The 15,535-nt window shown below is 59.7% G+C and carries 12 protein-coding genes; 3 read left to right on the forward strand and 9 right to left on the reverse strand.

The features are described from left to right. Positions 1 to 99: 99 nt before the first annotated feature. From ACR0NB_RS05915 to ACR0NB_RS05945, 7 genes are all read right to left on the reverse strand, one after another. Positions 100 to 2,544, reverse strand: a complete 2,445-nt coding sequence (locus ACR0NB_RS05915) for a DUF3772 domain-containing protein (protein WP_480775164.1) — start codon at positions 2,542 to 2,544, stop codon at positions 100 to 102. After that, positions 2,544 to 3,578 carry a cysteine synthase A gene (locus ACR0NB_RS05920; RefSeq protein ID WP_480775165.1) on the reverse strand — a complete coding sequence of 345 codons (1,035 nt, stop codon included), beginning with the start codon at positions 3,576 to 3,578 and terminating at the stop codon, positions 2,544 to 2,546. The genes ACR0NB_RS05915 and ACR0NB_RS05920 overlap by 1 nt, the downstream gene beginning before the upstream one ends. A gap of 69 nt (positions 3,579 to 3,647) precedes the next feature. Next, the gene (locus ACR0NB_RS05925) at positions 3,648 to 4,763 is read right to left on the reverse strand and encodes an NUDIX domain-containing protein (RefSeq protein ID WP_480775166.1); all 1,116 of its coding nucleotides are present in this window, start codon (positions 4,761 to 4,763) and stop codon (positions 3,648 to 3,650) included. Between the two features lie 21 nt (positions 4,764 to 4,784). After that, entirely contained in the window at positions 4,785 to 5,225 is a 441-nt protein-coding gene (locus tag ACR0NB_RS05930; protein ID WP_093961876.1) for a TrgA family protein, read from the reverse strand. Positions 5,226 to 5,242: 17 nt separating this feature from the next. Next, positions 5,243 to 6,451 (reverse strand): class I SAM-dependent methyltransferase, encoded by a 1,209-nt coding sequence (locus tag ACR0NB_RS05935; RefSeq protein ID WP_480775167.1) that lies wholly within the window; start codon positions 6,449 to 6,451, stop codon positions 5,243 to 5,245. Positions 6,452 to 6,520: 69 nt separating this feature from the next. Then, the gene (locus tag ACR0NB_RS05940; protein WP_480775168.1) at positions 6,521 to 7,945 is read right to left on the reverse strand and encodes a cryptochrome/photolyase family protein; all 1,425 of its coding nucleotides are present in this window, start codon (positions 7,943 to 7,945) and stop codon (positions 6,521 to 6,523) included. Positions 7,946 to 7,990: 45 nt separating this feature from the next. Further along, positions 7,991 to 9,217: an aminotransferase class V-fold PLP-dependent enzyme gene (locus tag ACR0NB_RS05945; protein WP_480775169.1), complete on the reverse strand. Its 1,227-nt coding sequence runs from the start codon at positions 9,215 to 9,217 to the stop codon at positions 7,991 to 7,993. 257 nt (positions 9,218 to 9,474) lie between these two features. Between ACR0NB_RS05945 and ACR0NB_RS05950 the strand changes: the two genes are divergently transcribed. After that, entirely contained in the window at positions 9,475 to 9,858 is a 384-nt protein-coding gene (locus ACR0NB_RS05950; RefSeq protein ID WP_170363618.1) for a VOC family protein, read from the forward strand. A 50-nt stretch (positions 9,859 to 9,908) separates the two neighbouring features. Here ACR0NB_RS05950 and ACR0NB_RS05955 read toward each other — a convergent pair whose 3' ends face one another. Beyond that, complete coding sequence (locus ACR0NB_RS05955; protein WP_170419163.1) at positions 9,909 to 11,495, reverse strand: BCCT family transporter; 1,587 nt, start codon at positions 11,493 to 11,495, stop codon at positions 9,909 to 9,911. 206 nt (positions 11,496 to 11,701) lie between these two features. Further along, complete coding sequence (pyrH, locus tag ACR0NB_RS05960) at positions 11,702 to 12,454, reverse strand: UMP kinase (protein ID WP_170338945.1); 753 nt, start codon at positions 12,452 to 12,454, stop codon at positions 11,702 to 11,704. Between the two features lie 98 nt (positions 12,455 to 12,552). Between pyrH and miaA the strand changes: the two genes are divergently transcribed. Both miaA and ACR0NB_RS05970 read left to right on the forward strand, forming a co-directional pair. Continuing rightward, positions 12,553 to 13,449, forward strand: coding sequence for a tRNA (adenosine(37)-N6)-dimethylallyltransferase MiaA (miaA, locus tag ACR0NB_RS05965; protein WP_480775170.1), 897 nt, complete (start codon positions 12,553 to 12,555; stop codon positions 13,447 to 13,449). A 340-nt stretch (positions 13,450 to 13,789) separates the two neighbouring features. Next, positions 13,790 to 15,460, forward strand: a complete 1,671-nt coding sequence (locus ACR0NB_RS05970) for an ABC transporter substrate-binding protein (protein ID WP_170338949.1) — start codon at positions 13,790 to 13,792, stop codon at positions 15,458 to 15,460. Positions 15,461 to 15,535 lie beyond the last annotated feature (75 nt).

Raw genomic sequence — 15,535 nt, forward strand, 5'->3', positions numbered from 1 at the left:
AAGGGATACGCAAGTTGCCTGAAGCGCCCCCGCGCCAAACGATTGAGCGGGGTCGCTTCGGTCTCGTCCAGCCGGCGAGATGGTGCTGTAGTCCTCTGACTACAGCTCTTCGCCGTTGTCTCCGTCCATGTCCGCCTCGGTCAGGCCCATCGGCGCCGAGCTTGCGTCCTCGGTCTTCACAGGTTCCTGTTGATCCGGCTGTTGGGGCTTCGCTGCCTTGTTGGCCGGTTGCACCAGAACCTCGGGGTTCCGCAGCCAGAGATCGCGCTGTGCGAATGGGATCTCGATCCCTTCTTCGGTGAAGCGCCGGTTGATTTCGTGGTTCATGTCCGACTTTACGGACAAGACCCAGTTCACGTCGCGCAGGATCGCTCTGATTTCGAAATCCAGCGAGTCCGCGCCAAACCCCTGGAACACGACGTTGGGTGCCGGGTTGGCCAAAACCATCGGATGCGCATTCGCGATTTCGCCCAGGATCTTCTCGACCTTGCGAGTGTCGGTCCCATAGGCGACGCCAACCGGAACGATGACCCGTCCGATGGTGTTGCCGCGGGTATAGTTGGTCACCACACCGCTGATCAGGTCCGAGTTCGGAACGATCACATCGGTCCGGTCAAAGGTTTCCACCCGTGTCGAGCGCACCGAGATGTCGCGCACATAGCCCATCATCCCGTTGACATCGATCCAGTCCCCTTTGGCGACCGGCCGTTCGACCAACAGGATGATGCCCGATACAAAGTTCGACACGATTGTCTGCAATCCGAAACCGATGCCCACAGACAACGCACCCGCGACGATGGCAAGTGACGACAGATCAAAGCCCGCGACAATGATCGCGGCCAGCGCCGCAAGGAAAATTCCCACATAGCCCGTGCCTGCGACGATTGCGTTCTGCCCACCCGGATCGATGCTGGTTTTTGGCAGCAATGAGTTGCGCAAACCGCTCTGCAGCAGTCGGGTCAGCATGTAGCCGATCGCAAATACGGCCACGAAAGTCAGGAAGTTGCTGGGCGAGACCGTCACGCCGCCAATGTCAAAACCCATCAGAAGCCGGGACCACGCCTCGCGCAGGTCCGAGTCGCGCGCGCCCCAATACAGCGCCAGAATGGGCAACGACAGAATGGCCAGAACGAACCCGACCAGCACCGAGAACAACGAGTCGCTGGCCGCGTCGCCCTGCCCCGTCAGCCAGCCATAAATCGAGCTAATGAACCGCTGGAAGATGACGATGGCCGTTATCAGGACCAGCGTTTTGACCGATGGGAACACGATCGCTTCGGCGGCATTGGTATAGCCAATGGCAGCCAGGACAACGCTTGCGATGCCCAGGAAAAACAGCGCCCGACGGAGCAGTTCGACCAGCTGGCTGAACCCGGCTGCCCGTGCTGACTGGCTCTGCTCAGTCTCGTCCTCAGATCCTTCGGGGCGGCGGATTTGGCGGATCCGCAGCAGCAACAGGGCTGTCACGAGTATGACGGGGAAACTGACAACGGCGCGAGTAGCCTCGGACGTGTTTTCGATCCGTTCGAACAATTGGCCCAGTTCATGCAGGATCAGCATCAGCGCGAGCAGATCCAGATAAACCCGCAGTTCCTTGATCGTATTTGCTGACAGGACTTTGAAACCCCGTTCTTCGCCCATCAAATAGACCTGACGACCGATCCAGTCGTAAAACAGGATGATCGCGGCCCAATACGGGATTTCCTGGATCAGCAATGTGCCGCGCAACCCCGGTACTCCGGTCATGACCACCGCCTGAACGATGATGGCAACCCCGAACCATGGCAGGATGATCCGGAACAGCGACACGACGAATGTCCATACGCCACGCCCGGAGCCTCCGAACCGCCGCAGATAGTCCCCAGCTTTCTCAGACCATGATCGCCCGAACAGCAGCAGGATCGAGGCCACCGCGAGCAGAATACCGATGGCAAGTCCGCTCTCTTTCAGCTTTTCACGGACAACGGCCGACCGCATGTTGGCCTTCGTCTCGTTCATCAATGCACGGCCAGCTTCGGTTACGTCCACCCAGGCAGGCGCCCAATGCGCCGGGTTGAGCGGCGATGGCCCGCGCTCAAGAAACTCTTTCCGCTGCCGTTCACGGATGATCTTGTCAATTTCGCTGATCAGGCCGTTGGCACGGCTGTAGGCCTCTTCCGAGATGATCCGCGGCACCTTCAGGCTGTTGAGTTGCTGCTCGAGGTTCTCTCGCAAGCTTGCGATGTCTTCGGGTTCCGAAGATCCGTCATCGGGTTTGGGCCCCAATGCCTTGAGCTGGCTTTCCAGCGTTTGAATGCGATCCGTGTTCGCACTTCGTGCGCGATTGAAGTCGTCCCGATAACCACTTATTTCAGTGCGCAATTTCTCCATCGAGGCATTCGATGCCCGATTGGCTTCGATCACCTTCTCGGCACGCTCGGCGGTGCTGAGCCATCCCTGGTAGTACTCGCTCTGACGGTCGGTCAGCTGCGCCGAGGCTCCGCCTGCGACGCCAAATGCGACCACAAACGCAAATGCCAGTAAAACGAGAAACTGCCGCAGCATCATACGTCCTCAAAAACACCCGGAATGCTTCGCGGGGCCTCAGTCATCCACTCTGGAACCGGCAGTTCCTTTTCACGCAGGAAGTCGGGGTTGAACAGTTTCGACTGGTAGCGCGTGCCATAGTCGCACAACACGGTGACGATGGTGTGACCCGGACCCATTTCCTTGGCCAGCCTCACAGCGCCGCCAATGTTGATTGCGGTGGATCCACCCATGACCAACCCCTCTTCGCGCAGAAGATCGAAGATATAGGGCAACGCTTCGTTGTCCGTAATCTGGTAGGCGTGGTCGGGCTTGAACCCTTCAAGGTTTTTGGTGATGCGGACCTGGCCGATCCCCTCGGCGATCGAGCCACCCTCCATCGCGATTTCACCCGTCGTGTAATAGGAATAGAGACCCGCGCCCATCGGATCGGCGATACCGATCTTGACGCCCTTGGGCTGCAAAGCCTCGGCCACACCGGTCAGCGTTCCGCCCGATCCGACCGCGCAGATGAATCCATCGACCTTGCCGTCGGTCTGCTCCCAGATTTCCGGCCCAGTGGTCTCGACATGCGCCTGACGGTTCGCGACGTTGTCGAACTGGTTTGCCCAAATCGCACCATTGGGTTCGGTCTTGGCCAACTGCTCGGCCAGTCGCCGAGAGTAATGCACAAAATTGTTGGGATTCCGGTAAGGTGCAGCGGGAACCTGAACCAGTTGAGCCCCGGCGAGGCGCAGCATGTCCTTCTTCTCTTCGGATTGGGTTTCCGGGATGACGATCACGGTTTTGAACCCCATCGACGCGCCGACCAGCGCCAGACCGATGCCCGTGTTGCCCGCCGTCCCCTCGACAATCGTCCCACCCGGCTTGAGATCGCCGCGCGCAATGGCGTCGCGAATGATGAACAGCGCCGCGCGATCCTTGACCGACTGCCCGGGGTTCATGAACTCGGCCTTCCCAAGGATTTCGCACCCGGTTTCTTCGCTGACACGGCGCAGCCGGATCAACGGAGTTTTTCCTACGGCGTCAGCAAGGTCTCGTGCAATGCGCATGGCACCCTCTTGTAAATTGGCGTTTTCGCAGATGTACAGGTGCCCTGCGCCGACCACAAGGCGGGATAGTCATCCCCGCAACCGATCGCGGTTGCGCGCCAACCAATGTGCCAGGGACAATAGAGGGAGGTCCTTGAAGACATGCCGGTCAACCATATCCATGAATTCGGCATATGGCAGAATCCTGCTGCGAATGTCCTCCCCCTCGGTCGCCAAACCACCATTGTTGATCGAGGCGGTGAGGTCTCCAATCCCAACATAGAGGTGGATGTATTCGGTGGAAGATCCGCTCGAAGAATAGGCGCCACCTGCATGTTCGAGCCGCGAGAAAGACACCTGTGCCTCCTCCATGGCTTCCCTGTGGGCCGCCTGTTCAGGGGTTTCTCCGGGGTCGATCATGCCGGCAACCGGCTCCCACATCCAAGGCTCGGGGTCATCGATCAAGAATACCGGGGTTCGGAACTGCTCAACCAAAAGGACCGTATCGCGCAGGGGATCATACGGCAGCACCACGACCGCAGCACCCTGCATCAAACCATTCCGATTCAGAACCGGCCCCATCGACCCATCGTATCGGCGATGCTGCAGTTCGATTTCTTCCATCCCGAAATAGTCGATGTATGCGCGCGTGTGGCGGTGCACGATCACATCATCGCCGGCGCTGCGTCCATCCCCGGTTTTTCGTTGCTGCGCCGCAAGCTTGGCCCACGCCCGGGTACGAATGGCAGGAAAGCTGCGCGCGATCCGAGAGGCATCGACCTTGCCGAAATACCCCATGACCTCATCCGCAGCCAAAAGGGTCATCGCGCCCCACTCGGAAACCCACTTTTCCAATGACCAGAGATCGGCCGGCGTCCATAACCCGGGGGCGGGAAAGAAGACTTGGGCGGAAACGGTCGACCCACCCTCAAGGACGACCTCTTTGACATGCAGGTCATAGTCGAACCCACCTTCGTAGAAGGCCAACCGTTCGATGTCTTGCGCAGATAGGTTCTGCACCAGGATACCCCGTGCCGCTGCGCCGGGCGCCTCAAGGATCATCGGAAAGGCTTGGTCTTGCACCGCGTGAACCGCATGGTCCGGCAGCATCGCCGGCTCGGCCGCAAGATCCTGTCCCGAGCGGCCCAAAACAAGTTCAAGCAGCGGCAAATACCGCAATGTGCCGTAGAAAAACAGATTGGTCATCGTAGGCTCGTGACTAGGGCGTCAGTTCCAGCGCCGCGAGGCGCCTTCGGTAAACAGGCCGGAAAGCAGAGCACCAATCGCCAAGGTCGCGATGATCTCGGGCGAGATCAGTTGCTTGCCGAAATCCACACCGATCTGGAAAATGGCCAGCAATGCCTCGAATGGCCCGTCATAGCGGTGACGCATCGCAAGCCGGAACATCTCGTAGGTGCCCTGAACGAACAGGCCCCAAAACACCAGAGAAACCACTCCGGTCAGGCCGTTGTTGACGGCTGCAGTCCAGCCGCGGCCCGCCCGTTTGCCCATGATGACCCAACCACAAAGAAAACCAAGGACCAGGTTCACATAGGTAAAGTAGCCGTAGTCCTTTCCCTCTTCGCCGTTGTCGATGATCATGCCGGACACAAGGAAAGCCACCACCATGAGACTGAGCGCGGCAACAAGACGTGAGGCTGTCGGCATTCCGGTATTTCCGTGTGTTAGTTGGGTTTTGCTACGGTGATCTGTGTCACATCGCAATTGCCCGTGTCAAAGGCTGCGCCGCAGGCGGTCAAATAATAATTCCACATGCGGCGGAAACGCTCATCAAAGCCCATCGCAGCAACCTGATCCCACTTGTCGTTGAACGTGTCGTACCAGCGCCGCAATGTCAGGTCATAGCTTGGGCCGAACTCCTTCGACTTGACCACATCCAGACCGGCCTGCTGGATTTCCTGCCTCAGCACCGTCGGGGCTGGCAACATGCCGCCCGGAAAGATGTATTTCTGAATAAAATCAACGCCGTTCTTGTAGACGTCCCAGCGGCGGTCGGCCACTGTTATGATCTGAAGCGTGGCCCGTGCGCCGGGCTTCAGCCGGTCGCGGACCGTTTGAAAATAGACCGGCCAGTACTTTTGCCCAACGGCCTCGAACATCTCGATCGACGCAATGCCGTCATACTGCCCACGCTCGTCGCGATAGTCCTGCAGCTTGAAGGTTACCTTGTCGGAAAGCCCAGCTTTTTCTATGCGTTGCGTCGCATACTTCAACTGTTCTTGACTGATGGTCAGGCCTGTGACCCTCAGGTCTCTTTCTTTAGCGGCGTATTCAGCAAAGCCACCCCAACCGCAGCCAATTTCAAGGATGTGGTCGCCCGGCTTTGCTCCCATCTCGTCCACCAGGCTGGCATATTTGGCCGTCTGAGCCTTTTCCAGACTTTCCTGACCGGTTTCGAACAGCGCGCTGGAGTAGGTCATCGTCTCGTCCAGCCACAGGCTGTAGAAATCATTGCCCAGATCGTAGTGGTACGAAATGTTCTTTTTGGCCTGTTTTCGGTTGTTCCGGTGCAGCCAGAACCGCAGGCGCTCATAGGCCTGGACCAAAAACTTGCCAGTGAAATCATCATAGACCGTCTCGGTGCCCAGATGGACAAGATCCATGAAGGCGCGCAGGTCAGGTGTGCTCCACCCACCCTCAAGGTAGGCGTCGGAAAATCCGAGCTCGCCTTCACGGACCAACCGGGCGAAGACATCCGGGTCGTGAATGTCGACGCGGGCTACAGGCCCGGGCTTGGCGCCTTCGTTGCGAAACACGCGACCATCCGGCAGCGCGATGTCCAGCCGTCCGGACTCCATTCGCTGCAGCATCTTGAAGACCTGCGAAAAATATCTGGGCAGGTTTTTTTGCCCCTCTGTCGTCGTCAGGATCATCCGCTCTCCCCTGTGCGGTGGTCGGAGCAGGCTAGGACGGGATTCCGTTTCTGGCAAGTTTTCAATTCCTTACTGGTGTTTTCGGCCTTCGTAGGCGGCAAGCGCCCGCTGTCGCCCAACCTTCAGATCCACGACCGGATCAGGATAAGCATCCGTCGGAGACAGTCCCCATGACACCGGCACCGCATCGAAATAGGCAAGCGCCGTCTCGGGTGGGTTCTTTTGTCCTTCGGCCAGCCACCGGCGGACATAGGCGCCCGTGGGGTCAAACTTCTCGGCTTGGGTCTGCGGGTTGAAGATACGAAAGAACGGCGAGGCATCCGGCCCCGACCCCGCAACCCACTGCCACCCCATGGCATTCGCTGCCGGATCCCAATCGACCAGACAGTCCGCAAACCAATCCATGCCGATCTTCCAGTGCGTCATCAGGTGCTTGGTCAGGTAGCTGGCGACGATCATTCGGACGCGGTTGTGCATCCGCCCGGTGACATACATCTGCCGTAGGCCCGCATCTATCACCGGTATCCCCGTTCGCGCCATTGTCCAGGCTCGAACCTCGGGGGTCTCGGAGTCGGTGTTCCACGGAAACGCATCCCATTCCGGCTTCCAGTTCGCGCTCAGTAGATGCGGTGTGTGGTACATCAGGTGATATGCGAACTCGCGCCAGACGAGTTGGCGCAAGAAGCCCTCGGCCCCGGATGAACCGGAAAACCCTGCGCTCTGGACCCGGTGCCAGATGGTTGCCGGGCTGATCTCGCCCAACGAAAGGTACTCGGACAGTCCCGATGTGCCGTCATCGCCCAGATCGTCGCGTTTTGCTGGATACGCGTCGAGCCGTTCGGTGAATTCGTCCAGCTGCGCAAATGCGGCGGCCTCGCCCGGTTCGACATGAGCCCGAACGACCACCGTGCCACGACGCATATCCGCGCCAAGGTTCCAGGCCTCAAGCACGTCCGACTGCGGCCATGATCGGGGTGCCGCGATCCGCGACGGTGCAGGCTTGGGAGCGTCGACCTCTCTCCCTCGCACAGCCCGCCACATGGGCGTAAAAACACGAAAGGGCTGACCCGCCTTTGTGGCGACCGTCCACGGCTCGAACAAAAGATGCCCGGCAAAAGACTTGGCGGATACGTCCTGCGCGGACAACGCAGCCTTTATCTGAGTGTCACGCCCGATGGATTCGGGATCATAGGCCCGCGACCAATATACATCAGTTGCCCCCGTTTCCCGTATCAGGTCTTCAAGCGCGGCCAGCGCCGGGCCGCTTCGCAGGATCAGCTTGCTGCCCTTGCGCTCGAGGCCGTCAGACAATGCGGCAAGGCCGAGGCCCAGCCGCCATTTCGGAGCCGCGCCCAAGTCATCGACCAGCTGATCGCGCAGGAAAACAGGAATCACAGGTCGCCCTGTCTGCACGGCCGCAGCCAAAGCCGGATGGTCACTCAGGCGCAGATCACGCCGGAACCACAAAATGATTGGTGACTGCTCTTTGTCCATTTCCGCCCCGTTTTCATATGTCTACGGGGCGGAACTGTTACCGGATCACAAAACCCGGTCAAATGCTTCGAGCAATTGGTCGATCTCGTTTCGCGAGGTGTAGTGGGTGAAACTTACCCGTAGAACACCTTGCTCCAGATCGACACCCATGGCGGTCAGCGGGCGAACCGCATAGAAATCACCACCGCCGGCCATGATGCCGTGTTTGGACAGATCAGCCGCCACGCTTTCCGCGTCGCGGTTGACGGCCAAGGCCACGGTCGGAGCCCGGCGTTCGGCATCGGACGGGCCGATCAGGCGCACCGCGTTGCGATCCTTGAGCGCGTCCAGAACCGGCTGCAGAAGCTCAACTTCGTGCGCACGCATCAGGTCGTGGACAAAAGCACCACGCGCGGAAGCCCCCGAAGATGGGCCGCCGTGGTGGTCGCAGAGTTGTTCGACATAGTCGGCCATGCCGGCGCTGGCGGCAATCTGAGCGTGGTCCGGGCCGGCCGGTGTGAACCGCTTGTACAGCACGTCTCCGTTGAAGAAATGCCCCTGATTGGGCAGCAGCTCGCCCAGCGTGCGCCGGATCACCATGCAGCCCTGATGCGGTCCGTAGGTCTTGTAGGACGAGAACAGGTAGATATCCGGCCCAAGGTCCCCCACGTTCGGGAAGCCGTGCGGTGCGTAGGACACACCATCCACGCAGACAAATGCCCCGGCCGCATGCGCGATCGCCGTGATTTCGGTGACCGGGTTGATCTCGGCGATCACGTTGGAACAGTGGGGAAAGCAAACCAGCCGCACCTTGTCGTCCAGCAGATTTTCCAGATCGGACGGATTCAACGAACCGGTTTCCGGGTCGATTTCCCATTCGCGAACCTCGATGCCGTCCTCGGCAAGGCGCCGCCAGGGCCCCGAGTTGGCTTCATGGTCCTGGTTGGTTACCACGATCGCTTCACCCGGTTTCATCCACTGCCGAAATGCCTGCGCCAGTACGTAGGTGTTCTGCGTGGTCGAAGGGCCAAAGCTCAGTTCGTCGGTGTCCACGCCCAGCAGAGCCGCCATCCGGGCACGTGCTTCGTCCATCTCTTCGCCCGCCAGACGGCTGGCCTCGTAGGGCGCATATGGCTGAACCTTGCGCTGGGTATAGAAGCGGGTCAGCCGATCCAGAACGGGTTTGCAGGTATAGGAGCCGCCCGCGTTCTCAAAGAATGCCTGCCCTTTCAGGCTGGGTTCGGAAAAAGCCGGAAACTGCGCCCGAACGAAATCAATATCCAGAGTGCCCATCGCACAATCCTTCTGTTGTCATGCCCAATGTTCCGAAGTTCCGCCCGCGCATGACACCGGACAACTCCGATACATGGCAGGTCTTCCAGCCAGCCACGGGTATCGCCGCGGCAGTTCGGCCGCCCGCACGAGGATGACGGGACCAAACGCCGTCAGTTAGCCCGGCCAACCCCGCGCGGTCAAGCCGGGCGTCTGATGCCAGCTTCTGTCATCAGCACATGCCAAACTCACGGCACTCAAGACAAGAGAGGTTTCAGATGAGTTATCTTCCAAAGGATTTTCTGGTGTGGGGCGAACTGCCTGTTTCCGACTTGGACAAGGCGGTAGAATTCTATGCCCACGCCACAGGGGCAGAACTTGCGGTCGACACATCCGGCCCGAACCCCATGGCCATGTTCCGCCCCGCTGACCCGGCAACGGGCGTTGCCTTGCATCTGTATCCGGGAAAGCCAGCAAAAGATGGTACCGGCCCGACCCTTCATCTGGCCGCAAAGGGCACGGCTGAAGAGATCATGGCCAGGGTCAAGGTTGCCGGAGGTCAGGTTGTCTCGGATCCGATCCAAATCCCGGCCGGTCGGTTCTTCTATGCGGTCGATCCCGATGGCAATTCGGTCGGCTTCTTCGAAGGCAGTCCGAAATAAATGAAAGGCCCCGGTGATGTAACCGGGGCCCACTGTCAGTGGCGGTACGCTCAGTTGCGTCGGCGTTCGTTCACCAGACCGATGAAGATGGACACGCACATCAAGACCAGCACGATCGCAAAGGGAAAGCCGGTGGCAATGGCCGCGGCCTGCAATGCGCCGAGCCCACCGCCCAGCAGCAGTACGACCGCGATGGCCCCTTCCAGCACGCACCAAAATACGCGCTGAGCCGTCGGAGCATCGGTCTTGCCGCCTGCCGTGATGGTGTCGATCACCAGCGAACCCGAATCCGAGCTTGTGACGAAGAACACAACCACCAGAACGATACCGACGAACGACAGCAGTCCAGCCATCGGGAAAGCCTCGAACATCTTGAACATCTTCAGTTCCAGCGCCGCATCGGACAGAGCCTGCCCATTGCCGGACATGACCTGATCCAGAGCAGCTCCGCCGAAAACGCTCATCCAAAGGGCGCCGACAAGCGTCGGGATAAGGATGACACAGGTCACGAACTCGCGGATCGTTCGGCCGCGCGAGATACGTGCGATGAACATGCCGACGAACGGTGACCAGGAGATCCACCAAGCCCAGTAGAAGGTGGTCCAGCCCTGCATGAAGTTCGTGTCTTCGCGACCGATCCAATTGGACAGGCCCGGCAGCGCAACGACATATTCGATCATGCTGTCGAAGAACCCGGTCAGGATCACCATGGTCGGCCCCACGATCAGGACCAGCAACAAAAGCAGCGCCGCCAGCACCATGTTGGCCTCGGACAGGCGTTTGACCCCCTTGTCCAGTCCGGCGATCACCGAAATCAGGGCGAAGACCGTGATCAAGCCGATCAGCAGCACTTTCATCCCGTCCGTCACCGGAACATCAAACAGATAATTCAAACCCGCCAGCGCCTGTGTCGCCCCCAGGCCGAGCGAGGTCGCCAGACCGAAGATGGTCGCAAAGACCGCAAGCACATCGATGACATGCCCCAGCGGACCCCAAGTGGCCTCGCCGAACAGCGGGTAAAAGACCGAGCGCATCGTCAGGGGCAGCCCGCGATTGAAGCTGAAAAATGCCAAGGCCAGCGCAACAACCGCATAGATCGCCCAAGGGTGCATGCCCCAATGAAAGATCGTGGCTGCCATCGCCAGCTTCCGCGATGCGTCGGGATCCTCCAGCCCGGCGCCCAACGGTGCCCAGTCGGTGCGCAGGCCGTCCTCTCCCACGGCGACACCGCCAAGTGATGCGCCATAGTGCGAGATCGGCTCGGCCACGCCCCAGAAAACAAGCCCGATCCCCATGCCAGCGGCGAACAGCATCGAGAACCAACCCGCATAGCTGTAGTCCGGTTTCGCATCGTCACCGCCCAATCTGATCTTGCCCAGCGGCGTCACGATCAACAGCAACGAAAACACGACGAAGATATTGGCCGAAAGCATGAATACCCAGTCGAACTGGTTGGTCAGCGCGGGGCGCAACCAGCCGAAGAAGTCGGCAGCCTGCTCGCGGAAAACCAACGAAAAGAAGACGAAGGCGATGATGGTCAGGCCAGACACGGCAAATACCGGGTTATGAATATCCAGCCCCATGATCTGGATATTGTCCTGGCCGACCTCGTAGTCGGCATCTGAATTGTCGGACATTCTCTCTCCTCTCATTTTAATGCGCTTTTGATCGGGGAAAGATCGTTTTTTCGGTCAGCCGCCAGAGACTTTCCGGCGGGCAAAAGCGACACGCATACCGGTCACACCCAGCATTTTCAGCAGACCGGACGGCGTTGCGTTACCTAACGTCCGAACCGAGTCGGGCGCCAGGCAAACTAATGTGGGCTGTTGGGTCGGGCCTTTGGCTAGCCTTGAACCTTGGTATAGGTCCCCTCGCCTGCCAGAATTCCGCGGAACCCGCCGGGCTCGTCCAGTCCGAATACGATCAGCGGCAGATTGTTGTCGCGCGCCAGAGCGATAGCCGAAGCATCCATGACCTTCAAACGCTTGGCGAGAACGTCGTCATAGGTCACCGAGTCATAGCGGACAGCGTCCGAATGTGCCTTGGGGTCCTTGTCGTAGACGCCGTCGACCCCGTTCTTGCCCATGAAGATGGCCTCGCAGGTCATTTCGTTGGCACGCAACGTCGCTGCGGTATCTGTGGTGAAGTACGGGTTGCCGGTTCCAGCCGCAAAGATGCACACCCGTTTCTTTTCCAAGTGGCGCACGGCGCGGCGGCGAATATAGGGCTCGCACACCTCGTCCATGCGGATGGCCGAGATCACCCGGGTGAAGACGCCCAGGCCCTCAAGCGCGGATTGCATGGCCAGCGCGTTCATCACGGTCGCCAACATGCCCATGTAGTCGGCCGTGGTCCGTTCCATCCCCTGGGCCGAACCGGACAGGCCACGAAAGATATTCCCTCCGCCGATGACCATGCAGATCTCGACCCCGAGATCATGCACCGACTTCACTTCCTGCGCGATGCGCTGGACCGTCGGCGGATGCAGCCCGAATCCCTGATCCCCCATCAGCGCCTCGCCCGAGATTTTCAACATGACGCGTTTGTACGTTGTCTTTGGGGTTTCGGCGGTTGTGTTGGTGGAAGAAAGGCTCATCTTGCGCTCCGGGCTGGCACGGGTTTGTTTTCCGGCGCAAAATGAAGCAAAACCACCGCGGGTTCAATGCGGATGGTCAAGGAACAGGGCAAACACTCATGGCTGAAAACACAGCGCGCAATTTGCTGAACAGTCTGCCGCCCATTCCCGACGATCTGCCGGTCCTCATCATGGGGCCGACCGCATCGGGCAAATCAGCCCTTGCACTGGAGATTGCCGAACACGCGGGCGGGATCATCGTCAATGCGGATGCCAGCCAGGTTTATGACTGCTGGCGCATCATTTCCGCCCGACCCTCGATCGACGAAGAAGCTCGCGCTCCACACGCTCTCTATGGCCATGTCGCTTTTGATCAAGACTATTCGGCCGGTCACTGGCTGCGCGAGGTGCGAACTTTTTTGTCGGGGCCGCAGCGTCCGATCATCGTGGGCGGAACAGGTCTCTACTTTTCGACGCTGACGGAAGGTATGGCAGATATCCCGGCAACGCCGCCCGAGTTGCGCAAGACAGCCGACGCAATTCCCCTGCCCGAGCTTCTGGCCGAGATTGATCCAAGGACACGGGACCGGATCGACACGCGCAACCGCGCCCGTGTGCAACGGGCCTGGGAGGTCGAGCAAGCCACGGGCCGGACCCTGGTGGATTGGCAGGACGACACGCCGCCACCGCTGCTGCCCCTGAATCAAGCGTTTCCGATCGTCGTGACTCCCGAGCGAGACTGGCTGATCACGCGCATCAATTCGCGCTTTGACCAGATGTTGCAGGCGGGTGCCCTGGACGAAGTTGCGGCGATGCGCGACAGGTACGACCCGAACCTACCTTCGTGCAAGGCCATCGGAGTACCTGAATTGATGGCCCATATCGAGGGGCGAATGACCTTGGTCGATGCCCGCGAAAGAGCAACGATTGCGACACGCCAATACGCCAAACGCCAGCGCACGTGGTGTCGTGCCCGGATGAAGCAATGGCAAAACGTCGATCCGAGCCAAGGCTGAGTGAATCACTGACATCGCGCCATGACTTTGTCCGAAGTCTTTTATTTTCAGTCACATAAGGGGTTTTCGGCCGAAACCTTTCGGAAAAGGGAATCACAAGTTCCAGAATCAGACTTGCCGATGGCAGCGCGGGCGACCACGGCTCAGGTTTCTCTGCAAATGTCGTTTTTGTGCACTTGATGACGATTTCGAACATTGACCTAAATTGGAATCTGGTGCCGAATGAACCCATGGGGATGCACAGAATTCAAAAAACCACATCCAAAATCACCTTGCTCGGCGCTGTCAGGCTTCGACGGGGACCAACAAATACCCATAATAATCTCACAGGGAGACATCCATGAAAACCAAGACATTGACCGGAGCACCGATGCACTGGGCTGCCGAAATGCACGCCCAGGAATATCGGGACGGCAAGCTGAGCCGCCGCGAGTTTCTGACGCGCACGACCAGCCTTGGTGTCACTGCCGCGGCCGCCTACGGCATGGTCGGCCTGACCGCACCCGCCAAGGCGGCGGGCGAAGACGCCAAGAAAGAAGGTGGCACCCTGCGCGTTCAGCAGGAAGTTCGCGCGCTGAAGGATCCGCGCACATATGACTGGTCGCAGATCGCCAACGTCACCCGTGGCACGCTGGAATACCTGGTCGAGTACAACTCGGACGGCACATTCCGCGGCATGCTGCTGGAGGGCTGGGAAGTCAACGACGATGCGACCGTCTACACGCTGAAGGTCCGTCAAGGCGTCAAGTGGAACAACGGTGACGATTTCACCGCCGAAGACGTGGCACGCAACATCGCGCGCTGGTGCGACAAGAGCTCGGAAACGAACTCGATGGCAGGCCGTTTTGCCACGCTGGTCGACGCAGATACCGGCCAGGCAATAGAAGGCGCGATCGAGGTTGTGGACTCGCACACCGTCAAGCTGAACCTGCCGAACTCGGACATCTCGTTGATCCCGGGCATGGCAGACTATCCGGCCGCGATCATCCACAGCTCGTTCAGCGAAACGGACCTGACAAACAACGTGGGCACCGGCCCCTACCTGATCGAAGAGCTGGAAGTGGGTGTGAAAGCCGCGCTTGTACGCAACGAAAACCACACCTGGTGGGGCGAAGCCGTATTCGGTCGTCCGGCCCTGGATCGCATTGAGTACATCGACTACGGCACCGATCCGTCGGCATGGCTGGCGGCTCTGGAATCAGACGAAGTCGACATGCTGTATGAATCGGTTGGTGAATTCATCGACGTGATGGACAGCCTGGGCTACGTGAAGTCCGAGGTTGTCACGATGAACACCATCGTGGTCCGCCCGAACCAGCTTGCGGAAGTGGACGGCAAGAAGGTCTATGCCGACAAACGTGTGCGTCAGGCGCTGCAGATGGCCGTGGACAACTCGGTCTGCCTCGAACTTGGCTACGGTGGTCGCGGCTCGCCTGCGGAAAACCACCACGTTGGTCCGATCCACCCGGATTACTACGAACTGCCGCCGCAGAAAGTTGACCCGGAAGGCGCGCGCAAGCTGATGGAAGAGGCCGGTATGGCCGATTTCGAGCACGAGCTGATCTCGATCGACGATGACTGGCGCCGCAACACCACCGATGCCGTGGCAGCCCAGCTGCGCGACGCGGGCATCAAGGTCAAGCGGACGGTTCTGCCGGGCAACACGTTCTGGAACGACTGGGCGAAATACCCCTACAGCTCGACCAACTGGAACCACCGTCCGTTGGGCGTTCAGATCTGGGCACTGGCCTACCGCACCGGCGAGGCCTGGAACGAGTTCGGCTGGTCCAATGCCGAGTTTGATGCCCTGCTGACCGAAGCTCTGGCCATTGCCGATGCCGACAAGCGCCGCGAAATCGTGGCCAAGGGCGAAGCAATGATCCAGGAAGAAGGCGTCACCATCCAGCCCTATTGGCGGTCGCTGTACCGTCACATGAAGGACGGTCTGGTCGGAACCGACATGCATGTGTCGTTCGAACACCATCACTACAAATGGGGTTGGGCGGCCTGATCCCGACCTGAACCTTACAAGGGGCGCCCGAATGCGGGCGCCCCTTTCCAGCCGCAGACACACCGACGCGGGGTC

The sequence above is a fragment of the Ruegeria sp. CG3 genome (genome assembly GCF_056537205.1).